Annotated in this window: 25 protein-coding genes and 1 tRNA gene; 18 read left to right on the forward strand and 8 right to left on the reverse strand. The window is 63.2% G+C overall.

What is annotated here, in order from left to right; genetic code table 11:
* Positions 1 to 14: 14 nt before the first annotated feature.
* Positions 15 to 1,025 carry a P1 family peptidase gene (locus CWS72_RS11805; RefSeq protein ID WP_101250816.1) on the forward strand — a complete coding sequence of 337 codons (1,011 nt, stop codon included), beginning with the start codon at positions 15 to 17 and terminating at the stop codon, positions 1,023 to 1,025.
* 185 nt (positions 1,026 to 1,210) lie between these two features.
* On the opposite strand, the gene CWS72_RS11810 is transcribed toward CWS72_RS11805, so the two are convergent.
* Positions 1,211 to 2,317: a catalase family protein gene (locus CWS72_RS11810; RefSeq protein ID WP_241911697.1), complete on the reverse strand. Its 1,107-nt coding sequence runs from the start codon at positions 2,315 to 2,317 to the stop codon at positions 1,211 to 1,213.
* A 337-nt stretch (positions 2,318 to 2,654) separates the two neighbouring features.
* Entirely contained in the window at positions 2,655 to 3,134 is a 480-nt protein-coding gene (locus tag CWS72_RS11815) for a cupin domain-containing protein (RefSeq protein ID WP_101250818.1), read from the reverse strand.
* Positions 3,135 to 3,333: 199 nt separating this feature from the next.
* Here CWS72_RS11815 and CWS72_RS11820 point away from each other — a divergent pair, with 199 nt between their 5' ends.
* Positions 3,334 to 3,570 carry a hypothetical protein gene (locus tag CWS72_RS11820; RefSeq protein ID WP_146002722.1) on the forward strand — a complete coding sequence of 79 codons (237 nt, stop codon included), beginning with the start codon at positions 3,334 to 3,336 and terminating at the stop codon, positions 3,568 to 3,570.
* 580 nt (positions 3,571 to 4,150) lie between these two features.
* On the opposite strand, the gene CWS72_RS11830 is transcribed toward CWS72_RS11820, so the two are convergent.
* Positions 4,151 to 4,240, reverse strand: a tRNA-Ser gene (locus CWS72_RS11830).
* A gap of 195 nt (positions 4,241 to 4,435) precedes the next feature.
* Here CWS72_RS11830 and rplU point away from each other — a divergent pair.
* From rplU to CWS72_RS28610, 11 genes are all read left to right on the forward strand, one after another.
* Entirely contained in the window at positions 4,436 to 4,738 is a 303-nt protein-coding gene (rplU, locus tag CWS72_RS11835; RefSeq protein WP_101250821.1) for a 50S ribosomal protein L21, read from the forward strand.
* 31 nt (positions 4,739 to 4,769) lie between these two features.
* Positions 4,770 to 5,027, forward strand: coding sequence for a 50S ribosomal protein L27 (gene rpmA, locus CWS72_RS11840; protein ID WP_101250822.1), 258 nt, complete (start codon positions 4,770 to 4,772; stop codon positions 5,025 to 5,027).
* 159 nt (positions 5,028 to 5,186) lie between these two features.
* Positions 5,187 to 6,329, forward strand: coding sequence for a GTPase ObgE (obgE, locus tag CWS72_RS11845; RefSeq protein ID WP_101250823.1), 1,143 nt, complete (start codon positions 5,187 to 5,189; stop codon positions 6,327 to 6,329).
* Positions 6,326 to 7,465: a glutamate 5-kinase gene (proB, locus tag CWS72_RS11850; RefSeq protein WP_101250824.1), complete on the forward strand. Its 1,140-nt coding sequence runs from the start codon at positions 6,326 to 6,328 to the stop codon at positions 7,463 to 7,465. Before obgE ends, proB begins: the two co-directional genes overlap by 4 nt.
* Positions 7,434 to 8,711 carry a glutamate-5-semialdehyde dehydrogenase gene (locus CWS72_RS11855; RefSeq protein ID WP_101250825.1) on the forward strand — a complete coding sequence of 426 codons (1,278 nt, stop codon included), beginning with the start codon at positions 7,434 to 7,436 and terminating at the stop codon, positions 8,709 to 8,711. The genes proB and CWS72_RS11855 overlap by 32 nt, the downstream gene beginning before the upstream one ends.
* 20 nt (positions 8,712 to 8,731) lie before the next feature.
* Positions 8,732 to 9,361, forward strand: a complete 630-nt coding sequence (locus CWS72_RS11860; protein ID WP_101250826.1) for a nicotinate-nucleotide adenylyltransferase — start codon at positions 8,732 to 8,734, stop codon at positions 9,359 to 9,361.
* Between the two features lie 37 nt (positions 9,362 to 9,398).
* Positions 9,399 to 9,794: a ribosome silencing factor gene (gene rsfS, locus CWS72_RS11865; protein WP_101250827.1), complete on the forward strand. Its 396-nt coding sequence runs from the start codon at positions 9,399 to 9,401 to the stop codon at positions 9,792 to 9,794.
* A 20-nt stretch (positions 9,795 to 9,814) separates the two neighbouring features.
* Positions 9,815 to 10,282, forward strand: coding sequence for a 23S rRNA (pseudouridine(1915)-N(3))-methyltransferase RlmH (gene rlmH, locus CWS72_RS11870; RefSeq protein ID WP_101250828.1), 468 nt, complete (start codon positions 9,815 to 9,817; stop codon positions 10,280 to 10,282).
* Between the two features lie 64 nt (positions 10,283 to 10,346).
* Positions 10,347 to 10,865, forward strand: a complete 519-nt coding sequence (locus CWS72_RS11875) for a hypothetical protein (protein ID WP_241911698.1) — start codon at positions 10,347 to 10,349, stop codon at positions 10,863 to 10,865.
* A gap of 190 nt (positions 10,866 to 11,055) precedes the next feature.
* On the forward strand, positions 11,056 to 11,241 hold the full coding sequence (locus tag CWS72_RS28205; RefSeq protein WP_146002723.1) for a hypothetical protein: 186 nt from the start codon (positions 11,056 to 11,058) through the stop codon (positions 11,239 to 11,241).
* 114 nt (positions 11,242 to 11,355) lie between these two features.
* Positions 11,356 to 11,991 carry a cold-shock protein gene (locus CWS72_RS28610; RefSeq protein WP_101250830.1) on the forward strand — a complete coding sequence of 212 codons (636 nt, stop codon included), beginning with the start codon at positions 11,356 to 11,358 and terminating at the stop codon, positions 11,989 to 11,991.
* Positions 11,992 to 12,215: 224 nt separating this feature from the next.
* On the opposite strand, the gene CWS72_RS11890 is transcribed toward CWS72_RS28610, so the two are convergent.
* Complete coding sequence (locus tag CWS72_RS11890) at positions 12,216 to 13,118, reverse strand: LysR family transcriptional regulator (protein ID WP_158240616.1); 903 nt, start codon at positions 13,116 to 13,118, stop codon at positions 12,216 to 12,218.
* 279 nt (positions 13,119 to 13,397) lie between these two features.
* On the opposite strand from CWS72_RS11890, the gene CWS72_RS11895 reads away from it, so the two are divergent.
* From CWS72_RS11895 to CWS72_RS11915, 5 genes are all read left to right on the forward strand, one after another.
* A complete protein-coding gene (locus CWS72_RS11895; RefSeq protein ID WP_158240617.1) occupies positions 13,398 to 14,576 on the forward strand; it encodes an MFS transporter in 1,179 nt (392 codons plus the stop codon).
* A 341-nt stretch (positions 14,577 to 14,917) separates the two neighbouring features.
* Positions 14,918 to 15,844: a cytochrome c3 family protein gene (locus CWS72_RS11900; RefSeq protein ID WP_158240618.1), complete on the forward strand. Its 927-nt coding sequence runs from the start codon at positions 14,918 to 14,920 to the stop codon at positions 15,842 to 15,844.
* Positions 15,844 to 16,458, forward strand: coding sequence for a cytochrome b/b6 domain-containing protein (locus CWS72_RS11905; protein WP_101250834.1), 615 nt, complete (start codon positions 15,844 to 15,846; stop codon positions 16,456 to 16,458). Before CWS72_RS11900 ends, CWS72_RS11905 begins: the two co-directional genes overlap by 1 nt.
* A 309-nt stretch (positions 16,459 to 16,767) precedes the next feature.
* The gene (locus CWS72_RS11910; RefSeq protein WP_101250835.1) at positions 16,768 to 17,688 is read left to right on the forward strand and encodes a hydrogen peroxide-inducible genes activator; all 921 of its coding nucleotides are present in this window, start codon (positions 16,768 to 16,770) and stop codon (positions 17,686 to 17,688) included.
* Positions 17,689 to 17,818: 130 nt separating this feature from the next.
* Positions 17,819 to 18,430, forward strand: a complete 612-nt coding sequence (locus CWS72_RS11915) for a c-type cytochrome (protein WP_158240619.1) — start codon at positions 17,819 to 17,821, stop codon at positions 18,428 to 18,430.
* Positions 18,431 to 18,618: 188 nt separating this feature from the next.
* Here the strand turns inward: CWS72_RS11915 and CWS72_RS11920 are convergent, their stop codons facing one another.
* From CWS72_RS11920 to CWS72_RS11935, 4 genes are read right to left on the reverse strand one after another with little or no spacing between them, the layout of a single operon-like run.
* Entirely contained in the window at positions 18,619 to 20,133 is a 1,515-nt protein-coding gene (locus tag CWS72_RS11920) for a class I adenylate-forming enzyme family protein (RefSeq protein ID WP_101250837.1), read from the reverse strand.
* Complete coding sequence (locus tag CWS72_RS11925) at positions 20,130 to 20,924, reverse strand: VOC family protein (RefSeq protein ID WP_101250838.1); 795 nt, start codon at positions 20,922 to 20,924, stop codon at positions 20,130 to 20,132. The genes CWS72_RS11920 and CWS72_RS11925 overlap by 4 nt, the downstream gene beginning before the upstream one ends.
* A gap of 5 nt (positions 20,925 to 20,929) precedes the next feature.
* Entirely contained in the window at positions 20,930 to 21,373 is a 444-nt protein-coding gene (locus CWS72_RS11930) for a PaaI family thioesterase (RefSeq protein ID WP_101250839.1), read from the reverse strand.
* Positions 21,374 to 21,390: 17 nt separating this feature from the next.
* Complete coding sequence (locus CWS72_RS11935; RefSeq protein WP_241911699.1) at positions 21,391 to 22,413, reverse strand: zinc-binding dehydrogenase; 1,023 nt, start codon at positions 22,411 to 22,413, stop codon at positions 21,391 to 21,393.
* Positions 22,414 to 22,450: the final 37 nt, after the last annotated feature.

Genomic DNA, 22,450 nt, shown 5'->3' on the forward strand with positions numbered 1-22,450 from the left:
CTGAAAGGTGAGTGATGCTTGATTCCTCCGGTCCCCGTCCCGGACCGCTCAATTCGATTACCGATATTCCCGGTCTCTCCGTCGGCCATGCCACCGACGAGCAAACGCCGACAGGCGTGACCGTGCTGTTGTGCGATGGGGCCTGGGCGGCGGGAGTGGACGTGCGCGGCGGTGGGCCGGGAACGCGCGAGATTGACGTGCTGTCTTCCGAAAACCTGGTCGGCCGCGTTCATGCCGTGGTGCTGTCGGGAGGATCGGTCTTCGGTCTGGCCGCCGCCGATGGCGTGACCTACGCTTTGTCGCGGAGCCGGGTGGGGCTGCGCCTGGGAGGAAGCTCCGTGCCGGCGATTCCCATCGTGCCGGCGGCGGTGTTGCATGATTTGAACGATCTCAGCCGGACCGATTGGGGAGACGAGCCGCCGTACCGGCGTTTGGGCCGGGAGGCGGTCGCGGCGGCCGGGGAGCTGTTTGCCCAGGGAGCGGTCGGGGCTGGTCGGGCGGCCCGGGCGGGCGTGGGGACCGGCGGGATCGGCTCGGCTTCGCTGGCGCTGGAAGACGGCGTCACGGTCGGTGCCTTGGTTGCCGCCAATCCCATGGGGTCGGTCTTCATGCCCGATGGACGGACGTTTTGGGCATGGCCGTTCGAAATCGATAACGAGTTCGGGGGACGTCGTCCCACGACACCAATGAATACGACCGAGCCGGTGCCGGATCTCTCGCGTTTGCGCGCTCTGGGCCGTGTGACGGTCGGCGGCAATACCACCCTGGCGATTGTCGCCGCGTCGGCCGATTTGACCTCCGCCGAATGCAAACGGCTGGCGATGATGGCCCAGGATGGGCTGGCCCGCGCCATTCGCCCCGTTCACACGCCCTTCGACGGCGACACCGTGTTCGCCGTTGCCCATGGCCGAGCCCTCTCCGCCGAGTCCAACGACCGTGCGGCGCAATTGACCCGTTTGGGTTCGGCCGCCGCGGACTGCCTGGCCCGTGCCATCGCCCGAGCGGTGTATCAGACGGAACCGTGACGCCGCCATGCAAGCCGACCCGGATCGGGCCATCCCGGCGGAGACGGTCTTTGGCAAAATACGGGCGCTTCACGCACGGCACGTGAAAGGGTCCGACGTTGACCTATAATACCAAGTCTCGATGAGTCATTCTCATCGAGACTTGGTATAAGGGCCTGTTGATAAATTATTGAATCAACAGGCCCTTAGTTTACGATCGACTCTAATGAAGCGGGCTCATGGACGGGACAGCGGTTCCGGGTCGAGCGAAAGTCTGCGGACATCTCATAGACTGCCTTCCGCATGCGCATGATCGAGCCGAGGGGACGGTGAGCGGCTAACCCGTGCCAGGGACTGAAGGCCATTCCGTCGTCTACTGCCACATGGCGCTCTTCGCTCCAAGCAATCTGTGGGCCTGCAACCAAGCGGGCCACAGTTACGAAAGGAGTCTTGTCCTCGGGCCATAGCTTCGAAGAGTCCTCGATTGGGGTGTCTTTCAGATTGGTGGCTAATTGAATACGCACGTCCCATTCGCCTCCGGCGTCGGAAAAAGCGGCTATGACAGCTTCTCGTAGTCCGTTGGGTTTTTGGTGCAGATCAACCTTGGCCCCGATCAAGGTGGTGAGATTAGCCGAGACCGGGATGACGGCGATCTTGGCAACATAGGGACCGTAGAGAAATGGTACCTGTCCAAAAAAACTTTCACCCAGGATATTTGTCTCGGGATGACCGCCCAGACTGATAATTGTGCCACTTTTGCCGCCCAGAGCTTCGATCCCACGTTCGGCTGCCTGGAAGACCGTCGATAATGCAACTTTCAAGCCTTCACCTTTGTCTGTGGTGAGGGCCAAAAGCTTTAAGCTGTCCAAGAAGGCCTTCCCATTCGGTCCGCTGAAGGTCTTGCCGTTCACGAAAAGGAAGTCTTGTGTGCGAGCACTTTCAGAGCCGGGTAGGCGGGGGCCATCGACGTCCAATACTTTTAAGGCCAAGCCGCGCGGGGTGGATACGTTATCGTCGAGAAGATCGCCTGGCGTGGTCGAAAAGCGCATCACCGCCGGATGGCGGAGAGGCTTGGCGAACAAGCCCTGAGCGAGGATGTCAGGTAGGCCTTCTTCCACGATGAGTTCGGCCTTCAGGAGGCCATGGCTTTTGGCATGAACCGCCCGGAGGGCGTGGCCGCCATCTTTGTAAGTGGTCTCGGCGATTTTGCGCAAAGTTTCGACCAATTCACGACCGGTCTCGGCCTCCTCTTCCTCCGGGATTTCCATGGTAGGATCGTAGCGCAGTGGCGAGTCGAGCGGATCAAACGGCACGGCAACCTCCTTGGTGTGCGGGTGAGGTAGCCGCAACGGCACACTGCATGGCATCGTCGGTGTCGACGTCAGCGGCAACCCACCTGCTACGGCCAAATTCACGGTGACTCTACTGGGTTCGGTTTCCCTGGAAGCAGCTTCGGAAACTACTCAAACGGATTTTGAGTAGGGGCGCTTCTAGAGCGCGTTGCGTTTACCCAATTCCTCGCGCGGTGAACAGAAATAGCGGTGGACATCGGCAACGTCGAAAGTGTGGCGATAGACTTGAGGGGGATCCGGCCCGAGGAAAAGGGCTTTGCCCCGCACTTCCCGGATCCGTTCTTGCAGATCAATTGGATCACCCGTGTTTGTCGGGCGCCTGTTTTGGCTGCACTGACCAGGCCGCCGGCTCGTCGTCTTTGTCGGCTTCGGCCGCCGCCGCCGTCGCCTGCACCTTGTCGGGCGTGTGATGGGCGGGCGCGTAGATGGCATAGACCTGCATTGGCGTCGCGCCGATATTGGTGATGTTGTGCCAGGTCCCCGCCGGAACGAGGACGCACCAGCCGTCGGAAACCTCCTTTTCGAAAGTCAATTTGTCCTTCGCGGCTCCCATCTGCACTCGGCCGCTGCCGGCGTCGAGGCGCAGGAACTGATCGGTCTCTGGGTGCGCTTCAAGGCCAATGTCTCCGCCAACGGGGATCGACATCAGCGTCACTTGCAGGTAGCGCCCGCTCCAGGCGACGGAACGGTAATTTGTGTTTGCCTTCGTCGCGCGTTCAATGTCGAACGATTGCGGCTGTGGCCCAATGTCTTTAATTCTGTCAGCAGTGCTGCCCATGACTCATCTCCTCAAGGTAGCGGGCGATGCACTGTCTCGCATTCCCCTTGGTAATTTGGTGCTCATCGCGATGACAATGTCGCGCCATCCTTTGACAGCGGGAAGGTTCGGAAAATACCCAGTCAATGCATGCATTCGCCTCATTGGTGGAAATTGCTGATTCGGGAGTATCATAGCGGGTCAGAACTCGGAGGGCGAAATGAGCGGATGGTCTTGCCGAGAAGCAATCGCTATGGAACGCCGACATATTCTTGAAGGCGAGATCAAGATTTCTCGGCAAAAAATGATCGTTTCGGAATTGATCTTGAAAAAGCACGACAGGCTCGTGCCCATGGCAATGGACGTGCTGTATATGCTTTGTGACAGCCTGGAAATGTCGAGGACGCGCCTTCTGGATTTAGAGAGCCACGTTGGCGAACCGTCATACAGAAATTGAGCGCAACCAAATCCAAATTGTCTTTGGATAACCTAACCGCGTCGGCCTGCCGCCTGTTCGCCGAGCGGATCGCCAAGGTTGGCGGCGGAGGATTCATCGTCACTTCCGACAGGCGCGGCGAATCTCTGAATGCTCCGGTTCCCGAAAGGATATTTGGCCCTCACCCACATCGTGTAGATACGAGCGATCTGATCCCTTGAAATTGAATCGGTGAGCGGCCCTGTGAGGGCGGCGGCAACTCGCTATCCGTTCCCCATGACAAGAGCCAACGGCGCACGCCCTCATAAGGAACGGTGCGGCCCGCGTCGGCGTCGGCCAAACCTTCCTTAACGGCCGCGATTTCTGCGGCGCTGTCGTCGTCGGGCAAGGGGCGTACGGTGTTGCTCATGAGAAGAGTATTAGGGACGCAGCGGCGAAATTGCCAGCCTGCGATAGTGACGCTTATAATGGGGGGCTGATTTGGCCGCGCCCGTACGCCGAAGTGCGCGACAAGCCGGAGTCCGATTGTGGGTTGGGTTGTGGGTTAGCCATTCCTGCTCTGCAAGGAATGGCTAACTTTCAATCGCTTACTGGAATAAACTGGCGGAGGGGGTGGGATTCGAACCCACGGTACCTGTGAAGGTACAACGGTTTTCGAGACCGCCCCGATCGACCGCTCCGGCACCCCTCCGCTCGGGAAGCGCGGAATGTAGTATAAGCCTTTCGGCGGCGCAACCGCTTTGACGCTGATGGGCGGTGGAATATGTCGACTCGGGACGGTTGAGATTCTTGGTTGACAGAAGGCGCGCGGTCGGTATATTTCCCGCCTCTCGCCGCGAGCCTTTTAGGCCCGCTGGGTTCCGTTTGTGTGAATGGTAGTAAGGTCATGTTCGCAGTCATCAAGACCGGCGGCAAGCAATATAAGGTTGCCCCGAACGACGTCATCCGCGTCGAAAAGCTGCCCGGCCAGGCAGGTGACACCGTTACGCTCGATCAGGTTCTGCTGGTCGACGACAAGATTGGCGCGCCCCTCGTGGCCGGTGCCAGTGTCACTGCCACGCTGCTCGAGCAGACCCGCGGCGACAAGGTCATCATCTTCAAGAAGAAGCGTCGCCAGAATTACCGGCGCAAGAAGGGTCATCGGCAGGAGCTGACCGTGCTCCGCATCACCGGCATCGCCGGCGCCTGATCTTTCGTCAGTCATTAAAGGAGTTTGATCCATGGCTCATAAAAAGGCTGGCGGTAGTTCCCGCAACGGCCGTGACTCCGCAGGCCGTAGGCTCGGCGTCAAGAAGTTCGGCGGCGAAGTCGTGATTCCCGGCAACATCATCGTTCGCCAGCGCGGCACCGTCTATCATCCGGGCGCCAATGTCGGCATCGGCACTGATCATACCCTGTTCGCCTTGGTCGAAGGCCAGGTGGAGTTCGCCAAGAAGGCGCTGGGTCGGACGTTCGTGTCGGTGAAGCCGGCCGCCTGAGCGGCCCTTCCCCGTCACTTTCGCTGACAGAGAAAAAGGGGAATGGTTCGCCATTCCCCTTTTTTGCTTGAGGGGCCGTCGACAAGTTCTGCTACGGGCGCTTCTCCGTCGTCGACGGAAAAGCGCTGGCGTCATATTCATGTGTCGGACGGTGCTCAGATGAAATTTCTCGACCAGGCCAAGATCTTTGTCCAAAGCGGTGACGGCGGAGCCGGCGCCTGCGCCTTTCGGCGCGAGAAATATATCGAGTTCGGCGGGCCGGACGGCGGTGACGGCGGCCGTGGCGGCGACGTCATCATCGAATGCGTGGCCAACCTCAACACCCTGATCGATTTCCGCTATCAGCAGCATTTCAAAGCCGAGAGGGGCCGCCACGGCCAGGGTCGCAACAAGACCGGCGGCAAGGGCGACGACATCGTCATGCGGGTGCCCGTCGGGACCCAAATTCTCTCCGAGGATCGCCAGGATGTGGTGGCCGATCTGACCGAGGCCGGCCAGCGCATCGTGCTTTTGAAGGGTGGCGACGGCGGTTTCGGCAACGCGCACTACAAAACCTCGACCAACCAGGCGCCGCGCCGCGCCGATCCGGGCTGGCCGGGCAAGGAGATGTGGCTGTGGCTGCGCCTGAAGCTGATTGCCGATTGCGGCCTGATCGGCCTGCCCAACGCCGGAAAGTCGACCTTCCTGGCCGCGGTGACCAAGGCCCGGCCGAAGATCGCCGATTATCCCTTCACCACCTTGCATCCCAACCTGGGCGTCGCCCTGGTCGGATCCGAGGAGTTCATCCTGGCCGACATTCCCGGCCTGATCGAGGGCGCCCACGAAGGCGCCGGTCTGGGGGACCGCTTTCTCGGCCATATCGAACGCTGCCGCGTCCTTCTGCATCTGATCGACGGCACCGAGGAGGACGTCGCCCAGTCCTATCGGGTGGTGCGCGGCGAGCTCGATCAGTACGGCGGTGGTCTCGAGGGCAAGCCCGAGGTGGTGGCGCTGAACAAATGCGACGCCCTGACGCCCGAGGAGATCGAGGTCAAGCTGGCGGCCCTTAAGGCCGCCGCCGCCGAAGCGCGGGTTTTCCCGCTGTCGGGCGCCGCCGGCATCGGACTCAAGGATGTGCTGTTCGCCCTGCTCGCACGCATCAAGGAAAGCCGTGAAGCCATCGGGACGGGGCCCCTCGCCGCCGCCGTCACCCTCGGCGCCGCCAAGGCGGTGCCCTGGCGTCCCGCCCTCGACCAGGACGAGGATGACGACGATTGGGACGAGGTGCCCGGGGACGGCCAGACGGGAGACGACGAGGAATGATCCCTTTGCTCGCGGCGCAGCGGCTGGTCCTGAAGATCGGCTCTTCCCTGCTCGTCGGCGAGGACGGCGAGATCAATAAAATTTGGCTGAACGCTTTTTGCGACGATATCGCGGCCTGCCGCGCCCGCAACCAGGAGGTCATCGTGGTGACCTCGGGCGCCGTGGCTCTCGGGCGCCGTCATCTGGGCCTGGGCACCGGTCCCTTGCGTCTCAATGAAAAGCAGGCGGCGGCGGCGACGGGACAGATTCGCCTGGCGCATGCCTATCAGGAGACCCTGGCCGATCACGGCTTGAGCGTCGCGCAATTGCTGCTGACCCTGGACGACACCGAAAACCGGCGGCGTTATCTGAATGCCCGCAATACCCTGGAGACGCTGTTGCGTCTGGGGGCGGTGCCGGTGATCAATGAAAACGACACCGTGGCCACCCAGGAGATCCGCTTCGGCGACAATGACCGGCTGGCCGCCCGCGTCGCGCAGATGATCAGCGCCGACACCCTGGTGCTGTTCTCAGACATCGATGGTCTCTACACCGCCAACCCCCGCCAGGACCCCTCCGCCCGCTTCATCGCCGACGTGGCCGAACTGACGCCCGAGATCGAGGCGATGGCCGGCGATCCCGGCAGCGCGCTCGGTTCCGGCGGGATGGTCACCAAACTGCAGGCGGCGCGGATCGCGCTGGCCGCCGGTTGCCGCATGGCCATCGCGCCCGGCAAGGGACTGCATCCTTTGAAAACGATGGCCGAGGGCGGTCGCTGCACCTGGTTCCATTCGGCCGACGAGCCGCTGCGGGCCCGCAAGCAATGGATCGCCGGATCGGTCAAGCCGCAGGGGACGCTCAAGGTCGACGCGGGAGCCAAGCGAGCCCTGGCCAAGGGGGGAAGCCTACTGCCCGCCGGCGTGGTGGCGGTCGACGGCGACTTTCAGAAGGGCGACGCGGTCGCCGTGGTCGACCGCGACGAGCGGCCGGTGGGCGTCGGTCTGACCGCCTATTCGGCCGACGACGCGCGGCGCATCATCGGGCGCAAGAGTGGCGACTTCGAAGGTGTGTTGGGATACCGTGGGCCCGACGAGATCATTCATCGTGACGACTTGGTGATCGAACATGAACAAGAGTGCCGTTCTTCCCGCCGTTGATCAGGTGATGGCCGAGCTGGGCGAGCGGGCGCGCCGGGCGGCCCGTCTGCTCGCCCAGGCTCCCGCCGAGCGCAAGAACGCCGCCCTCATGGCCGGCGCTGCGGCCCTGCGCCGGTCTGGGGGCAAGATCGCCGAGGCCAATGCCGCCGATGTGGCGGCGGGCACGGCGAAGGGGCTGACCGCCGCCTTGCTCGACCGGCTCACCCTGGACGACAAACGTATCGAGGCGATGGCCAAGGGCCTTGAGGAGATCGCGGGCCTTCCCGATCCGGTCGGTCAGGAAATGGCGCGCTGGCAGCGGCCCAATGGCCTCGACATCGCGCGTGTCCGGGTGCCGATCGGCGTCATCGGCATCATTTACGAAAGCCGGCCCAACGTCACCGCCGATGCCGGGGCTCTGTGCCTCAAATCCGGGAATGCCGCCATCCTGCGCGGCGGTTCGGAAAGCTTCCGCTCGTCGAAGGCGATCCTGGCCTGCCTGCAGGAAGGGCTGGCCGAGGCGGGGCTGCCGGAGGATTGCATCCAGATGGTGCCGACCTCCGATCGTGCCGCCGTCGGCGCCATGCTGAAGATGAGCGGCGTGATCGACGTCATCGTGCCGCGCGGCGGGCGCTCGCTGATCGAGCGGGTCATCGCCGAGAGCCGCATCCCGCTGTTCCAGCATCTGGAGGGCATCTGCCATACCTATGTGGACGGCGCCGCCGATCTCGTCATGGCGCGCAAGGTGCTGCTCAATGCCAAGATGCGGCGGACCGGCGTTTGCGGCGCCACCGAGACCTTGCTGGTCGACGCCAAGGTGGCGAAGACCCATCTGCCGGTGCTGGTCAAGGATCTGCTCGACGCCGGTTGCGCGGTCCGCGGCGATGCCGCGACGCAGGCGGTCGATTCCCGGGTGAGCCCGGCCAGCGAGGAGGATTGGTCGACCGAATATCTCGACGCCATCATCTCGGCCAAGGTGGTCGATGGGGTGGAAGGCGCCATCGATCACATCGAACGCTTTGGTTCGCATCATACCGAAAGCATCATCACCGATGACCCCTCGGCGGCGGCGGCCTTCTTCGCCGGAGTCGACAGCGCCATCGTGCTGCATAACGCCTCGACCCAGTTCGCCGATGGCGGAGAGTTCGGCATGGGCGCGGAGATCGGCATTTCCACCGGAAAACTGCATGCGCGCGGCCCGGTCGGCGTGGAGCAACTGACCAGCTTCAAATATGTGGTCAGAGGCTCCGGGCAGGTCCGACCCTGAGCGTTCAACTTTTCCTGGACATCCGTCGCGGCGTCCGGCGGACGCCATTCGCCCCCAATCCCTGGGGCGGTCGCGGGCGCAAGCGGATCGGCCTTTTGGGCGGTTCCTTCAATCCTGCGCATGACGGGCACCGTCATATCAGCCTGCAGGCCCTGCATAGTCTGGGGCTCGACGAGGTATGGTGGATGGTCACCCCGCAAAATCCCCTGAAGCAGACCGCCGGCATGGCGCCCTTCGCCGTGCGCCTCGCGGAGGCCGAGCGGGTCTCCAACCATCCGGCGATCCGCGTCACCGGTATCGAGGCGCGTCTGGGCACGCGATATACCGCCGATACCCTGGCCGTTCTCACGCGCCGTTTCCCGGCGACCCGGTTCGTCTGGCTGATGGGGGCGGATAATCTGGCCCAGATCTGCCATTGGGATCGCTGGACCTCGATCTTTCGGCGTGTCGCCGTTGCGGTTTTCGATCGCAGTCCATATTCTTATCGTTCGCTGGCGGGAAAAGCCGCGCGACGTTACGCCCGCCACCGGCTGCCCGTGCGTCGAAGCGTGCTGCTGCCGCGTGTGGCTCCGCCCGCCTGGGCATTTCTGCATCTGAAACGCCATCCCGCTTCGGCGACCGCGATCCGGCAGCGTCAGGCCGGCCAGTGACGATCGATTTTTGAAAGAGGAGTGAGCCATTTCCGTGATGGATTTTCGTCCGCTCGACCCGGACAAACTGGTCGAACTCGTCGTCGCCTCGCTCGACGACGACAAAGCCGAGGAGACCGTGGTGATCGATTTGCGGGGGCGCTCGTCGTTGGGCGACCATCTGGTGATCGCCACGGGACGTTCGCAGCGGCAGGTCGGCGCCATGGCCGACCATCTGATGGAAAAGCTGAAACATCAGGGGCTGCCCGTTTCGGTCGAGGGCATGACCCAGGGGGACTGGGTGCTGATCGACGGCGGTGATATCGTCATCCATCTGTTCCGTCCCGAAGTGCGCAGCTTTTACAATCTTGAAGGCATGTGGGGCGTGCGTCCCGCCGAAAAGACGGCCGGGGCGGCCGGCGGTTCGGAAAGGGCCGGGGCCTTCTCGGCATGACGGAACGGAACGACTGACAGATGCAGCTTTTGCTGGCGGCGGTCGGGAAAGTCCGGCCGGGACCGGAACGCGACCTTTTCGAGCATTACCGCCGCCGCATGACCTGGTCCCTGACCGTGAAGGAAGTCGAGGAAAAGCGTCCTCTGCCGGTTGCCGAGCGTATCTTGCGGGAAGGCGATCTCCTGCTGGCGCAGGTGCCGTCGGGCGCCATCCTGGTGACCCTCGACGAAAGAGGTAGGCAATTGGAAAGCCCCGCCTTCGCCGAACGGCTGGGGGCGTGGCGGGATGACGGACGCAGCCATTTGATCTTTGCGATCGGTGGTGCTGACGGGCATAGTGATAATCTACGTAAGCGCGCCGATATGCTTCTGTCGTTCGGCGCGATGACGTGGCCCCACATGCTGGTCAGGGGAATGTTGGCGGAACAACTTTATCGTGCGGAATGCATTCTCGCCAATCATCCCTACCATCGGGGGCGCAGCGATTGATGAGTGACGGCGACGTGACCATGTGTAGTGGAACGCGGGATGTCCGAGGGGACGGGCGGACGGAATGGGCAATGTGAACGTCGGGGATGCGGAGCAGGACGAGGAAGCGGGTTTCCGTGCCTTCAGCACCAAGGTCGAAGGGACGAATATCAATCCGCAGACTTTGCTTGCGACCGACTATCTCAATCATTTCAATGAAATCGTCATGATGCTCGAGATGATTCCGGATATGCCGGAGTGTTTCGAGGATGCACAGGCCTGGCAGCCGAAGAGCTATCAGGACCATTTTCGCGACAGCCAGTTTCGCGACAGGGATCTGGCGGTGGAGGCCTATGACCATGTGCCGGAGCGTTTCCGTAAGCCGTTCGAGGATGTCATCGGGCAGATGAATGTGCTGATCGCCATGACGGTCGAGCGCGTGGGCCCGTTGATCGAGGCGGGCGGAGACGGCGGCGAATTGCGCATGGTTTGTTCCGATGCCTCGCGCGGCGTGCAAAAGTTGATGGATATCGCCAGCGCCATAATCCACGGTAGTGAAAGCCGGTTCGATCAACGGGAAATCGATGGCCTTCTCGGCCGTTAACACTATTTCCTTTTGGTTGATGCTGTTGTTCTTTTTGGCCGCGGGCGGGAATCCGCCGGAAAAGTCGACCACACCCCGGTAATAGATCCTTGGTCAAGATCCCCCAAAGATCTTGGGTGCTTGGCGCCGAGACTGAAGAGTTTTTCCCGCCGAACGTGATATGGTGAGATCTGCCACCGATAGTTCAATCTTGATCTTGCGTTTGCTCTGGGCAATACCGACATTGGCCATTGGTGAGAAGAAGAAGCGGATGTCAAAGTCCGATTTTAATGCTATGATTTGTCGTTTCGCTGCCATGCGGCGCTTTTTGCGATTGGCTGGTGGGGCGGCGGCCAAGAAGGTGAGTAAGGAAGAGGCTGATTTTGTATTGACTTGAAAGAGGACACCCGGCGGTGGCACCGGGAAGGCTGGAGGGCGCCACGGTAGACGCGAGTCGCCAAGCCTCTGGATTGTTTAGATTAGAGACAACAGAACGGAAAGAGCACTACACATGTCATGGCAGCGTGATAGGTCTGAGCATCGTCGGCGTGGCGGTGGTCAGCGCCGCGACGAATTTGGCGATTTCGGTGGTGGATTCGAGCCGCCGCCCGCCCCCTCCTCGCGTCCCAGGGCCGATTTCAACCGTCCGACGGTCGATCAGGCCAATATCTCGGCAACGGTGAAGTGGTTCAATGCCACCAAGGGCTTCGGCTTCGTGTCGCCCACGGATGGCTCGCCGGACGCCTTCCTGCACATCTCGGCTTTGGAGAGGGCCGGGGTCGGTGAAGTGGGCGAAGGCACCACCGTCGTTTGCGATCTGGGTCCGGGCCAACGCGGGCCGCAGGTGGTGACCGTGCATTCGGTGGACGTTTCCACCGCCGTGCCGCGTCGCCCCTCCGCTCCGCGCGAAGGCGGTTTCGCGCCGCGCGGCGAGCCGGGGCCGACGGTCGAGGGACGGGTCAAGTTCTTCAGTGCCGACAAGGGCTTCGGTTTCATCGCCGTCGATGACGGCGGGAAGGACGTGTTCGTCCATATCCGGGCTCTCGAAAAGTCCGGATTGCGGAGCCTGGAGCCCGACCAACGGGTTCGCCTGACCATTACCCAGGGTCAGAAGGGGCCGCAGGCCGAGACCGTGGCCATCATCTGAGGGGTTTCGCCCCTTAGGGCTTGGGGCGAAATTATCGCTCCAAGCCCTTAAGCCCGAGCGGCGCCTGAGCTTGGCCGAAGCCGGAGGCGCAGGAATCATATAAACCCTTAGGCTCTGGAGCGATTGTTTCGTTCCAGAGCCTAGGTGACGACGTGAAAGGGGACGGCCCGGCGGGGCTGTCCCTTTTTTTCGTCCCTGAGTGATGAAAGCCCAAACTCCTCCCTTCATTTGTTCTCGTCCGGACGGTAGGCCGCCACGGCGCCGAGAAAATGGCGGATGACGGCGCGTGCGTCGCCTTTGCGGTGGGCGACGGACAGCACCATGGTGGCGTCCGTCTCGACCAGCGGGACGAAGCGGGCGCCGTCGACGTGGATGCGGCGCATCGCCTCGGGCACGATGGACACTCCCAGGCCGGTCGCCGTCAGGCCGACGATGGTCGACATCTGGTGGGCTTCCAGGGCAACGCGCGGACGAAAGCCGGCGACGGCGCACAGGTTCATCACCTTGTCGTAAAGGCCGGTGCCGATATGGCGGGGATGCATGATGAACGGCAGTCCGGCCAGGGCGGCCACCGAGACCGACGGACCGTCCGCCAGCGGATGATCCGCCGGCAGAACCGCGAACAATGGTTCCTGAAGCACCATTTGCAGGATGACGCCTTCCGCTTCGCCGGGCTCGCCGGGACGGACGAAGCCGATGTCCAGGTTTCCCTCCACCAGGGCCTGCAATTGGTCGCTGGTCGACATTTCGCGCAAAGTCATCTCCAGATCGGGCCAACGCTTGCGGAATTGGCTGATGATGTGCGGCATGGCGTTGCTGAAGGGAGCCGATCCGGTGAAGCCGATGTCGAGGCGGCCCAGTTCGCCGCGAGCCGCCCGCAAGGCCGTCTGCCGGGCCCGCTCGGCTTGCGCCAGGGTGGCCCGCGCCTCGGGAAGGAACAGCCGTCCGGCATCGGTAAGCGCGACATGACGGCGGCTGCGTTCGAACAGGCGGACGCCGAGAACCGCTTCGAGGGATTGAATCTGCAAGCTGAGTTGCGGCTGGGCGATGCCCAGCCGCACGGCGGCCCTGCCGAAATGCAGATCCTCGGAGAGTGCGATGAACGCCTTGAGATGTTTGAATTCCATAAGACCCGGATCCACTCGCCCGGCGAACGAGAGCGGTTTGCGATCGTATTGAATCATCGTTTTTTCCGTCACCCCCGGACTTGATCCGGGGGTCCATGGATTGCCGGGTCAAGCCCGGCAATGACGAAAGGGTAAGTGACCCAACCTGGTCGCAAATCGCTCGAGGTCCGCCTCATCGAGATTGCCGCTTATATTAAATTCATATCACAGATAGATAACATATAAATTGATGGAATGACTGAAGGCGGCAATGCTGGGCGACGTTCAAGGAGTGCCGTTATGATCTTCGATCGTGCGCGGGCGGCGGTGACCATCGCCGGCATCTGCGCGTTTCTGGACCTTTATGCGCCACAGGCCGTGTTGCCGCAGCTTGCGGAAAGTTTTCACGTCTCGCCGGCCGGGGCCGGCACCACCGTGGGCGTTTGCACATTGGCCGTCGCCGTCGCCGCCCCCTTCGTCGGCATGCTGGCCGATCGCATCGGGCGCAAGCGCACCATCGTGACGGCGGCGTTCCTGCTGCAGATCCCGACCATCCTGTTGATTTTCGCGCATGGCCTGACCGAGATCCTGATTTGGCGCTTCATGCAGGGTTTGTTCCTTCCCGCCATCTTTTCGCCGATGGTCGCCTATGTGAACGAGGAATGGTCGCCGGCCGAGGCGGCCGATGTCATGGGTCTCTATATCGCCGGGTCCGCCTTGGGCGGTTTCGCCGGGCGGTTCGTGACAGCGCTTCTTGCCGATCATTTCGGCTGGCGCGCCGGATTCGCCGTGCTCACCTTGATCACGCTGGCCTGCGCCGTGGCCATCTGGGCGTGGCTGCCGGCCGGCCGCCATCGGGCCAAGGCCGCCGTGAAGGCGGTGGGCGGGCTCGAGGGATTGGTTATGCATGTGCGCAACCCGGCTTTACTGGCCACGTTCGGAATCGGCTTCGCCGTGCTGTTTTCCCAGGTTGCGACCTTTACCTATGTGAACTTCCACCTGGCGGACGCGCCCTACTCTCTGGGGCCGTCGCAACTCGGCATGATCTTTCTGGTCTATCCGATCGGCGCGGCGATCACGCCGGCGAGCGGTTTCCTGATTCGTCGGTTCGGTCGGCGCCAGGCGACCAGCCTGGCGGTGGCGACCGCCTGTGCCGGTCTGCTGGCCACTTTGCAATCCGGCCTGCCGATGATCATTTTTGGTCTGGCGCTTTTCGTCACCGGAACCTTCACCATGATGTCGGCCGCCATGGGCTTCGTCGGCCAGGCGGCGGCCCAGGCCAAGGCGACGGCGGTGGGCTGCTATGTCTGCAGTTATTACGTCGGCGGCAGTGTCGGTGCCGTCCTGCCGGGGCTTCTCGTCTGGCACGTCGCGGGCTGGCGGGGGTGCGTGGCCCTCATCGTCGTGACGATGTTGGGAGCCCTGGGGCTGGCCTGGCACGCCTGGCGCCGTGAACGGAGTTTCTGCGCGGCGGAATGAAGCGTTTCTTTAGAAATAGAATATTTCCGTTTGGGTGGGCGGCGTTGCGCGCTCAATATACGCAACAGTTAAAAAATGACCGGGCCGGGCGCGTCATGGTTGGCTGGTTCGGTGAATGGAAGCTCGTCTGCTCCATATTTGGGCGAATCTGTGACAGTTCTGCCACTCGGATTGTTTAATCCCTACTGGTCTTACGCATTTCCTGTGGACTGGTGCTACCATTCCTGACGGAATTCGGGCAGATAGCCACGGTCCGGAGCCGCCGATATCGTGTCGGGGGGCTTCGACCGTAATTTGCCAAGTTGATTGGGGGGTCTATGAGACTCACAAAACTGACTGCCATGACGGCAGTATTCGTGGCCCTGGTGGGGTTTTCCTCCCAGGTTCGTGCGGACGATGCTGATGCCGCCGCCGCCCAGAAAGTCCAGCAGGAAAAGACGGAATGCTTGAGCTGCCATAGCGCTCAGGGTCTCAAGACTCCGCCGCGGGCGGACATGGACCTGAAGAAGCTCGGCGGTATGCTGATCGATGCGGACAAGCTGTCCAAATCCGTGCATGCCGACGTCTCGTGCAAGGAATGCCATGGCCAGGCCGTCGCTTCCTACCCGCATGGCGAAAGCGCCCATGCCGATTTGCCGGCCTGCGCGGACTGTCACAAGAAGCAGGTGCGCGAGATCGCTCCCGAATTCAAGGACAGCGTGCATGTGAAAGCCAATCTGCCGGACTTCACCTGCGCGTCCTGTCATGATCCGCATGCCTGGCAGAAGGTTTCCAAGCTTTCCTCGCCCAAGGCCGTCGTCCGGCAGGACAACGCGGATTGCCGGGGCTGCCATGACAGCGACGAGAAGTTCGCCCGCTTCACCCCCAACAAGCGGCGCGATCTGGCCGATATTCACGGCTGGCTGCCCAGCGCCGAACTCCATTGGAAGGCGGTTCGTTGCGTCGATTGCCACACGGCCGAGAAGGCCACCGGCGTTTCGCATGCCATCCTGCCCAAGGACAAGGCCGAACGACGCTGCGTCGAATGCCATAGCGCCAATTCGTCTCTGCGGACGCGCCTCTACCGGCAGAAGGTCGAGGAATCGCATATCAATCCCGTCGGTTTCATCAACGCTTACATCCTGAACGAAGCTTATGTTCTGGGCGTCACCCGCAATCAGTGGCTCGACTGGGCGAGCTTCGTGCTTCTGGCTCTGGTCGTCGCCGGTCTCGGCGGGCATGGCTTGCTGCGGTTCGTCTCGAACAGGCTGCGGAAAGGAGGAAAATAATGTCCCATCGTGAATATCTCTTCCCGCTGTGGATCCGTCTGTGGCATTTCGCCAATGCGGCGCTGTTCCTGCTGCTGTTGATTTCGGGTCTTTCCCTGCATTTCGCCAATCCCGGCGCGGCACTGCTCGACTTCAACCTGGCGCAGCGCATCCACAACGTTTGCGGCGTCCTGCTTTGCCTGAACTATGTGGTGTTCGTCATCGGCAACATCGTCACCGGCAACTGGTGGCAGTTCGTGCCGAAGCCGCATGGCTATCTTCAGCGGGCTCTGCTGCAGGTGCGCTTCTATGTCTGGGATATCTTCCATGGGAAGGAAACGCCGTTCCCGTCGACCCGCGAGAACAACTTCAATCCCCTCCAGCAGGTCATGTATTGGATCATCATGTATCTGGCGATGCCGGCCCTGCTGATCACCGGACTGCTTTTCCTGTGGCCCGAGTTCGCGCCGGATCGGCTGTTCGGCGTCGATGGGCTGGTGACGGTGGCGATGGCCCATTACATCATCGCCTACTGCATCATCCTGTTCGTGATTTCGCACATTTACCTGGCCTCTTGCGGCAAGAAGATCTCGACCCACTACAAGTCGATCATCACCGGCTGGCACGAGGACTGACGAATCTTTGGGCCCGTTCCGCGATAACCGCGCCGACGTGGTGGTCGCGGGCCCTAGCCCGAGCGGCGCCTGAGCCTGGCCGAAGCCGGAGGCGCAGGCATCATATAAACCCTTAGGCTCTGGAGCGATTGTTTCGTCCCAGAGCCTAAGGGCCCGGTGCGGTGATCCCGCTCTGGGCCCCGAACGGAAAAACCCGGCGTCCTCCACAATGGACGCCGGTTTTTTTATGTGCCGCCGCCATGAATGACTTCCCCCGACTCCATCGATTTATGTTAATTTAAGATAAAAATAAATCGATGGAGTCGATCTATGGCCGCCCTGCCCACCCTTCGCCAATTGCGTTACCTGGTTGCGCTGGATGATCACCGCCATTTCGGCCATGCCGCCGAGGCCTGTGCGGCTACTCAGTCCACCTTGAGCGCCGGATTGCAGGAACTCGAAGCCCTGCTGGGCGCCAGTCTGGTCGAGCGGACGAAGCGCCGCGTCCTGATGACGCCCCTGGGCGAGGAGGTCGTGGTCCGCGCCCGCCAACTGCTGCGTGACGCCGAGGAAATCAGCGCCCTGGTCCGTTCGGCTGCCGAACCGCTGTCGGGGCCCCTGCGGCTGGGTGTCATTCCCACCGTCGGGCCTTATCTGCTGCCCAAGGTGATGCCCCATCTGCGCAATCAGCATCCCAACCTGCGGCTCTATCTGCGCGAGGATCTGACGGCCCGTCTGCTGGAACGCCTGGCGAGCGGCGATCTGGATCTGGTCCTGCTGGCGCTTCCCTATCGCGCCGATGAATTCGAATTCGAGACCCTGTTCGACGATCCCTTCCTGGTCGCCTGTCCGCCGAAGCATCCCTTGGCGCAGGAGCGTTCCGATGCCGTCACCCTGGCCGCCGAGGAAGATCTGCTGCTGCTCGAAGAGGGGCATTGCCTGCGTGAGCACGCCCTGGCCGCCTGCCATCTTTCGATGCCGCCGGGCAAGCCGGGCGGCGTGCAGGAACGGATGCTGGCCACCAGCTTGACGACCCTGGTCCAGATGGTCGCCTGCGGCCTGGGGGTCACCCTTCTGCCGCGCATGGCGCTCGACAGCGGCATCCTGGCCGGAACCGACCTGGTCAGCCGTTCGCTGGGCCGTGACGCGCCGGCCCGCACCATCGGCCTGGCCTGGCGGGCATCGAGCCCCCGCAAGGCCGAGTTCCGACTGCTGGGCGAGGCGTTCAAAAAATTCTATGAGGAACATTGAGGGGCGCGAAGCCTAGGGGTGCGGAGGCACCCCGCCCGGCGATTGAGGGCTCGGTGATCGGTTCCGATCGCCGAGATTTGGTATAAGCTGGCCTCCCTCATCGGTAACGATGATCCCCAGGGAGGAAAACATGATGATGAAGCTTAACGCTTTATTCCTGCCGGTCGCCGTGTGTGGCCTGTTGCTCGCCGGTGCCGCGATGGCGGCTGATCCGGCGGCCTCCTGTGCCGGCTGCCATGGACCGGATGGAAACAGTACCGATTCCAGTATGCCGTCCATCGCCGGTGCCTCGGTCGCCTATCTGTCCGGCACCCTGAACGAATACAAATCGAAGCAGCGTCCCTGCTCCGAGGTTGCCGTGCTGGCCGGCGAGAAGAAGGGCACGAAGACCGACATGTGCAAGCTGGTCGCCGATTTGAGCGCCGCCGACATCGATGCTTTGGCGAAAACCTTTTCCGCCAAGAAATTCGTCCGTTTCAAGCAGGAGATCGATCCGGCCCTGGCTGCCAAGGGCAAGACCGTGCACGACGCCCAGTGCGAGAAATGTCACAGCGAGGGCGGCAGCGTGGCCGAAGACGATGCCGGCATCCTCGCCGGTCAGCCGCTTGCCTATCTGAAGACCCAACTCGCCGACTACAAGAGCGGAAAGCGTCCGGCACCGTCAAAGATGCAGCCGAAGATCTCGCCGTTGCAGCCGGCCGATCTCGACGCCTTGGCGGCCTATTACGCGAGCCTCAAATAGAGGTTGCGTCTTACCATTTATAATCGTCATGCCCGTGCTTGACACGGGCATCCACGTGCCCGCTTCGAATGACGCCGGCCGATCCATGCAACCATGGATTGCCAGATCAAGTCCGGCAATGACGGTGATGGCAACGAGTTTGAAACGTGAAATTTGGAGCACCGCTTGTCATGGTCGGCATTGGCCACTTATGACGAGCGGTCCTCCAGACGCCGCAGAGCCTCGGCGGCCAGGGCGCGGCGGTCGATTTTCTGGGTCGCCGCCAGGGGCAGCGCCTCGATGAACCAGATGCGGCGGGGATGCTGATAGGCGGCCAGATGCCGCAATGAAAAGCCCTTGAGTGTGGCCTCGTCGGGCACCGCCACGCCTTGGCGCGGAACGACGAAGGCGACCGGCTTGGTGCCCTTGATGTCGTCGGGAACCGGCACGACGCAAGCCTGCTGGACGGCGGGATGACGTTCCAGCGCATGTTCCACCTCGCCGGGATAGATGTTTTCGCCGCCGCTGACGAACATGTCGTCGCGCCGCCGGACGAAGCTGTAGAAGCCGTCGGCGTCGCGCCGGAATACGTCGCCGGTCACGTAATAGCCGTCGGCGGTGAAGGGAGCGAGATCGTCGCGCCGATGATACCCCAGCATCAGGCCGGGGCTTTTCAACTCCAGGACGCCTTCGGCGCCGTCACGGCCCTGCTCGTCGATCAGGCGCAGCGCGACGGCGGGATGGGGATAGCCGACCGACTGCGGCGGTGTCGGCAGCCCCTTGGGATGGGGGCCGAACACCACGGGACTGCCTTCGGTCGTGCCATAGGCATTGATGACGCGGGCGTTGGGCAACAGGCGCCGCGTCTGTTCCAACAGGCTGGGGCTGACCGGGGCCGAGCCCATGCGCACGACCCGCACCGAGCCGAGATCGGCTTTGGCCAAGGCATCCCGTTCGCGTAGCATCATGGCGATCATCGGCGGTACGGCGGTCAGCCAGGTGCAGCGATAGCGATCGATGGCGCCGATATAGGCGGTGGCGTTGAATTGCGGCAGCAGAACCGCCGAGGCATGGCTGGCCAGGGTCAGCAGCACCAGGGCCAGGGCGTTCATATGATAGAGAGGGGCGGCGATCAGCACCCGCTCGTCGGCGAGAGGCGTGGCGATCCGCCGGATATCGACGACCCAGCGATGGCTGGCATGGCTGAGAAGCACGCCCTTGGGCCGTCCCGACGAGCCCGAGGTGTAGAGAAGCAGCGCCACGTCGTCCGGCCCCGGCTGAAAGGACACGAAGGGAGCCTCCGCCCGTCCCGCGTCGGCGGGCGGCGTTCCGAGGAGCCGGCTGGGCAAATCCGCCGGGACCTGGGAACGCCGCTCGCCATCGCAAAACACCAGCCGGGCCTCGCTGTCGCGCAAGACGTAATCGACCTGCGCCGCGGGCAGCTTGAAATTGACCGGCACGGCGGTCAGCCCCGCCCGCATGATGCCGAGCAGGGCGATGACGTAATCGACCGAATTGGCGCCGAACAGGGCGATCCGCTCGCCCTGTCGGAAGCCCTCGGCCAGCAGCGCGCGGGCAAAGGCGTCGGCGCGCTCGTCGATATCGCCGAAGCGATACTCCGTCGCCTGTTGGCTCCCATCCAGGCCGATGAATGCGATGTCTTGCGGATCGGCCGTCCGATCGATGACGTCGCCAAGGTTTGCCGAGGGCGCGGTGGCGCTCATGGAACGAACTCCAGCAGGGCTTGAAATTGCGGCAGAGCCACGCTCACGCCGCTTTCCCGCCGGATCAGGGGCAGTCCCAGGTCCGCCGCCCGTCCGGCCAGCCCGGCGAGGTCGTCGCAGTGGAAGCGGATCGCTCCGAAAAAGTCGGCGCGGCGCGGCGCATGGTCGGCGAGCGTGCCGTAACGGCCCGCGAAATCGTCCGGTTTCAGCAGATCGAGAGGAAACCCGCCCGACAGCGGGCGCAACCGCGCAAGGTCGGCTTGAGTCTTCTCCAGTGTTTCCGTGACGATGACGAGGCCGGCGATGTCACGCGTCCCGTTGGGATGGCGGATCCATTCGGGGCGCCAGACCAACTCGGGGGTGTGATGCTGGCAGACATAGACGCGGCCGGCGGCGATCTGGCCCGGCAGCAGGCGGACGGTGGAGAAACGGGCGAGGCGCTCGGCCCCGTCGGCTTCGACGGGGCGCGAGAAATGCTGCACCGGTTGCAGGCCGAAGCCGGCCTCGGACAGGGCGGCATGGGATGCCAGGGCATCCCGGCTGGCGAAAACCAGGCCGTCGATGCCCTGGGGACTGTCCAGGATCTCCTGGCGCAGTTTTCCGCCGTCCGCCGGCAGGCCGATCAGTTCCAGATAGTTTCGTTGGAAAACCGCCAGATGATTGATCGAGCCCAGGGAATGGTGCCCTCGGGGGGTGAGGGTGAAGCCCAGGCCGGCGAACAGCCTTTGCGCGGCGTCGGTTTCGAAGCGGCAATTGATGACCAGATGATCGAGAGGGCTTTCGGTGGGCATGGGACTTAAGCTCCCGCCGGCGGCTTTGGCGCCGGCATGGCATAGACGCCGCGGCCGCTGGCCACCAATTGACCCTCGGCATCGAAGATTTGGGCCTCCGACACCGAGAACTGCCGGCCGAATTTGACGACCTTGCCGACGGCGCGCAGGTCGCCCCGGGCCGCCCGGTGGTAGTCGACGCGCAGATCGATGGTCGGTACCCCCCGCCCGGTGCGCGAGACCAATGCCCAGTCGGCGGTCAGGTCGACCAGGGCGGCCAGGATGCCGCCGTGGATGTAGCCGCCCTCGGGATTGACCACCCAGTCGTCGCGGAATTTCGCCGCCAGGACGATTTCCCCGTCGGCCACCCTTTCCACGGAAAGACCCAGCCAGCGGTGGTAGGGGCCGCGCAACAGCCGGGCCTCGACCTCCTCGGCCGTCGGCAGGGCGGAATTCTGGGGATCGCTCATCGGGGAATCCTTCCGTCTCAGGGGGTGACGACGATCTTGCCGAGCACGGCCCGGTCGCGGATCAGGGCCAGGCCTTCGGCGGCCTGTTCCAGCGGCAGCACCCGGTCGATGACCGGTTCCAGGCGCCCTTCGGCGACCAGCGTCAGGAGGGCTTTCAGATTGTCCTCGTAGAAGCTGTTGGAGCCCTTGATGGTCAGCTCGAAGCTCCAGACATAGCGCAGATCCTCGCGCGGGTCGTGCCCGGCGGTGGCTCCGCAGACCAGCAGGGTGCCGCCGCGCTTCAGGCTTTTGATCGACGGCAGCCAGGTGTCGCCCCCGGTGAAATTGACCACGACGTCGACGCCGCCTTCGTAGGAGCGGCGTTGCGGCTTGCCATAGTGGCCGATCACCCATTTCGAAAAATCGGTGTCGCGGTAGTTGACGGTATGGTCGGCGCCCAGCTCCCGCAGTTTTTGAGCCTTCTCGTCGCTGCCGGCGGCGGCGATCACCTCGGCGCCCAGCAGCTTGGCCAGCAGCAGCGTGGCCGTCCCGACGCCGCCGCTCGCCCCCAGCACGAGGACTTTGTCGCCCGCCTTGACGGTCCCATGGGTGATCAGCATGCGGTGCGCCGTGCCATAGGCCACGGGCAGCGCCGCCGCCTGTTCGAACGTGACGGCGTCGGGCAGCGCGATCAGTTGCTGGGCGTCGACACGGGCGTATTGGGCCATGCCGCCGTCGGTCATCTCGCCCATCAGGCCGACGCCGGGTTTCAGGGGATTGACCAGCACGCGGTCGCCGGGCTTCCAGCCGATGACGCCCTCGCCCACTTCGCTGACGGTGCCGGCGAGATCGAGGCCGATGACCACGGGCAGCGGGACCTTGATGCCGGGCATGCCCTGGACGGTGAAGACGTCGTGGTAATTGAACGAGGAGGCGCCGACGCGCACCACGACATGACCGGCATCGGCGCGCGGCACCAGTTTGTCGGAGACGACGCGCAGGCGGTCGAGAGTGCCGTGAGCGTCGAGGGTCAGGGCTTTCATGGTCTGGGGCTGGTTCAAGGGAGAGTGTCCTTGCTGATGGAAGAGGAGACGGGGG

It is taken from the genome of Telmatospirillum siberiense, assembly GCF_002845745.1.
In the GTDB taxonomy this organism is placed as follows: domain Bacteria; phylum Pseudomonadota; class Alphaproteobacteria; order Rhodospirillales; family Magnetospirillaceae; genus Telmatospirillum; species Telmatospirillum siberiense.